This is a genomic window from Zunongwangia sp. L-65 (genome assembly GCF_056859415.1).
Genome location: NZ_JBSXOK010000007.1, coordinates 1 through 3790, shown reverse-complemented (window position 1 = coordinate 3790; position 3790 = coordinate 1). Strand labels below are relative to the sequence as shown.

5 protein-coding genes are annotated in these 3790 nt (G+C 39.2%); 1 reads left to right on the top strand and 4 read right to left on the bottom strand.

The annotated features are described in order from the left end of the window. From AC13DP_RS00130 to AC13DP_RS00115, 4 genes are all read right to left on the bottom strand, one after another. Positions 1 to 435, bottom strand: a 435-nt coding sequence (locus AC13DP_RS00130) for a hypothetical protein (protein ID WP_483067079.1), incomplete at its 3' end; no start/stop codon positions are given. Between the two features lie 85 nt (positions 436 to 520). Then, on the bottom strand, positions 521 to 949 hold the full coding sequence (locus AC13DP_RS00125; protein ID WP_249603635.1) for a DUF1896 domain-containing protein: 429 nt from the start codon (positions 947 to 949) through the stop codon (positions 521 to 523). Positions 950 to 961: 12 nt separating this feature from the next. Further along, on the bottom strand, positions 962 to 1234 hold the full coding sequence (locus AC13DP_RS00120) for a DUF4134 domain-containing protein (protein WP_217806671.1): 273 nt from the start codon (positions 1232 to 1234) through the stop codon (positions 962 to 964). 198 nt (positions 1235 to 1432) lie between these two features. Continuing rightward, positions 1433 to 1906 (bottom strand): hypothetical protein, encoded by a 474-nt coding sequence (locus AC13DP_RS00115; protein ID WP_483067078.1) that lies wholly within the window; start codon positions 1904 to 1906, stop codon positions 1433 to 1435. A 364-nt stretch (positions 1907 to 2270) separates the two neighbouring features. On the opposite strand from AC13DP_RS00115, the gene AC13DP_RS00110 reads away from it, so the two are divergent. After that, a complete protein-coding gene (locus AC13DP_RS00110; protein WP_249603637.1) occupies positions 2271 to 3416 on the top strand; it encodes a hypothetical protein in 1146 nt (381 codons plus the stop codon). The last annotated feature ends 374 nt before the right edge of the window (positions 3417 to 3790 follow it).

Sequence of the window (3790 nt, the reverse complement as noted above, 5' to 3'; positions counted from 1 at the left end):
CCTTACAGCTTCACTAATAAAAATGCCGGAACCTGCTGAAGGTTCGTACAATCGTTTGGGTTGCAGGTTTTGTGCTGCCAGAACAGTATATAAAGTTTCGGGAACTACCTGCGGGGTATAAAAGGCGGTCAGCACACTATTACGTAAAGAAGAAATGATTTCCCTATATTGAGTTTCGCTGTAATTTTCCTTTAGCAGCTCATGAAGCTCCATAATACCTGCATGGTGTTTCAGGTCTTCTTTGGTAGCCCCATTGGCTGACCATTCTTCCTGCGTACCATAAGGGTATAGGATAGCCTTGATCCCTCCAAAACCTGAAAATTTTTTCAGGTTGGAGACCTCATCAGAATTTAGTTCTTTTCCGTCTTGATGGCTCAGGGCGATTCGGATCGCCCTGATATTGTCCTGTAGTTTTTCTGAAATATTGTAAGCCATATCCACACATTTTTCATTCTCACAATTCCTTTATGGCTGTAAAGCCGTCACCTTTTCCTGATGGCGGGCTTTTTCGTATTGGTAGTTAACTCAGATACTCGTGTACCTGTCCGATGACAGTGTATCGTAGCTGCCTGTCCTCTTCATTTGCTGTATTAAATCCGTATCCGTCAAAAATGTCTTTGCAGTAAGCAATCAGGTTGACGACTTCATAGGTGAGCGTCCCGCTTTCCCGTAACCGCTCATAGTCGGCAGTAAATTCTTCCTCAAGTATGGAAAGGAGGTAGTGGTAACGGGAAGGTTTAAGTTCTTCAGTCATCTGCTCCAGGCATAATTCTTCCACAACATACACGGGTCGGTTTTCAGAAAGTAATTGTTCCGCCAAAGGCATAATGTCCTTTACTTTTGCATCCAGATAGTTGGTCACCGAATAGTCTTCCTGCAAATTGAACATCAATTCAGGATTGTTGTGGACGATAAACGCCCACAACTTTTCTTTTAGTAGTGTCTGCATACTTCAGGAATTTTAGATACCGAAGAACGACTGGATCACGGTAGCCACGACCACCAGGAAAATACAACTGCCAAACCAGGCGGCAGCCACTTTGCCGGTGTCCTGATCGCCATTGTTCCATTTTTGATACACCTTTACTGCTCCAATTAAGCCGAGAATTGCTCCCACGGCATACATAAGGTTGGTACCTGCGGCAAAGTAGCTGCGTACTTTGGTGTTTGCTTCGTTGATCCCCTCAATACCATCCTGTGCATAAGCACTGTATTGGATAGCCAGTAACGCCATAACGGCACAAATGGAGATCACCTTTTTTTGGTTAAACGTTGTTGTTTTCTTGCTGCACATTTTCATCATTCATCATATTTAGGTTACACTTAAATTTTTTTAAAAAAAGCGGAACGCTTTCGCTGTCACTTACACATCTTTTTCAATCATTTTTGCCCTTCGGCTCGGGGTTGGGCAGGAAAAGACGTTCCGCCGGGATTATTGCCGTTCTTCACTCCACAATGCATCCACTTCTTCTTCATTGAAGGCCACAATCCCTTGTTTTTCGCACTCCGATACAATCAGTTCATTGACTGAAGGGCGAAGCCCGGATGTTTTTACGTTTGGGTAATCTTTTAAGACCAGTCGCAGGTAGTGTTTGAATTCTTCTTTGACCAGTTGTTTGCCAAGCGCATCTGTAATGACCGTTTGGACCTTTTCGATCAGGTGTTCTACTTCGGCAAATTCGTCATCGGTATCTTCATCCGCAGTTACCGAAATATCTTCTGAAGCTTCATTTTGCAAGGGTTCATTTTGCGGAAAACCAGATGGCTTTAAGGTAAGTTTTCGTTTTCCTGTTAACAGGGCTTTGAGGTCACCGGAAAAATAACGTACCCCAACAAATAAATAATAAATAGCTAGTAGTATGGAGACTGCCAACAGGTAGTCTGTCCATGAAATCTGGGTAAACATACGCCTCTCATTTTATCGTTTTACAATTCAACTCGGCATTTAATGTCGGGTCGTTTACATTAATCTCGATAGCAAAGAAACGAAGGCAGGCAGGGTGCTACAAGTCCAACTTTTGGCTGGAACCTTTTTGTAACCGTTGGAACCTTAGTGAAATAGATGTAGTTCAGGAAGGGATTAAATATTTCTATTGGCTCGAATTAAATAAAAATTTAGCCAGGAATACCAATTTACGTTGAACATATAACACATAGTCAATTTACCAATTTTAATTGATTGTTAATTTTCTTTTCATTAAAAAAAATCATTCCTTTTTTATCTATATTTGGTATATTTCTTTTTGGTATAAAATTAAAAACAGCTGATTATGAGAACTATAAAAACCCAAAGTAAAAAGTTTTTTTCAGTAAACTGGTTTGTTAGAAATAGCTTGTGGTGTTATATTGTAGTATTTGCTTTTTCCCTTAGTTCGTGTGGTGGTGATAGTGGAAATGAAGATGACAACGGTGGAGGTAGCGCACCTGGTCCCATAGTAGATAATTCTGGGATAATAGAAAATCTTCGTAAAACCAATTTAAATTCCACAGTTTTTCCTTGGAATGCCGTACCTGACTATGAGAGTGAATGTGGTTTGGCCAGTTTAACGGATGGGAAACTAAAAAGATGGGATATTGAGGAGCAGGGGTTCATTCCGGTAAAAATCAATGGACTTTCATTAGTGTCGGAAGCGCTAAACCTTATTGAAGAACGATTGGATATGACTCTATTTGACCGTACGAGCATAGCCAACACGCCCGATGAAGTTATTGCAAGGGGTATTATCTTTGCTGCAGAAGAAGAAACCAATGCTTATAGTTCTCAATTTGATAATAGTTATGGTTGCGGCGATGTTTCTTTCAAATACGAAACAGAATATTTCTATGAAGATTTTGAGCTGGAATATGATGGTGATGGCAATATTATTGGTTATGATTATCCCGTATTGGGACAGGCTTATGATTCTGAAGGTAATGTTGTAGGTAATATATTAGAGGATACATCTTATATTTTTGATGCTGGTGATAATGTTATTGGAATCTTGTCAGAAGAAGACTGGTTGCTCTATAATTCTGAAGGTACAGCTATTTGTAACATATTGGATGGAAACCCATTATTTGATGTAGACGGAGGGGTGATTGGCACAACGGTAAATGAATCTGGAGGTTTTTTTTCCGTACAGGGTGAAATTGTCAAAAAAGCATATTATGAGGCTTCAGGGAGTATGAATGGTCTTATTTTGGTACGTCTGGATACAATGGAATGTTCTTTTAGTGATAATGAAGACGAAATAGAAATGATTATCAATAAGCTAGGATATGCTTTGGGTCTAGGCTCCAATTTTGATGGATATGACAATTTTAATAATTCGGGAAATTTTGGAATCAACGGTAATTTTTGGAATGTACTTAATACCCTATACAAAAACCCAATAGGAAGCGATGAAAGTACCATAGTTGCTTATCCGCTTTTTTAAGCATTAACATTATAAAAGGAACTTAAAAAGAAGAATTGTAAAAACAATTTATCGCTACTGTTCTGTTGCTTATGGGAATGTCTCAACTTAGCGTTCACTATAATCACAGGGGGCACTTGCTTGCCGATGAACGATCCCCCGTTTCTTAAGCTTGTTCCATATATAAGTGCTATTTTCTCTAGATGCTAGATAAAGTTGAACATTGTTTTACATCAGATAATCCTTCACCTACAGATGATCATGAATATAAGAAATAGCTTTTTCATGGTATAGTGGTTTTAATATTCTTTGATTTTTTTAATAATCCGCTCTAATGTTTCAACGGCTATTTGTTTGTCACGTTCTTCTGCTACATAGGATTTGCTGCGCATGCC

What these genes read in the sequence shown, in the direction of transcription:
- AC13DP_RS00125 (WP_249603635.1), bottom strand. Translation starts at nt 949, where the DNA reads ATGCAGACACTACTAAAAGAAAAGTTGTGGGCGTTTATCGTCCACAAC.
- AC13DP_RS00120 (WP_217806671.1), bottom strand. Translation starts at nt 1,234, where the DNA reads ATGGCGTTACTGGCTATCCAATACAGTGCTTATGCACAGGATGGTATT.
- AC13DP_RS00115 (WP_483067078.1), bottom strand. Translation starts at nt 1,906, where the DNA reads ATGTTTACCCAGATTTCATGGACAGACTACCTGTTGGCAGTCTCCATA.
- AC13DP_RS00110 (WP_249603637.1), top strand. Translation starts at nt 2,271, where the DNA reads ATGAGAACTATAAAAACCCAAAGTAAAAAGTTTTTTTCAGTAAACTGG.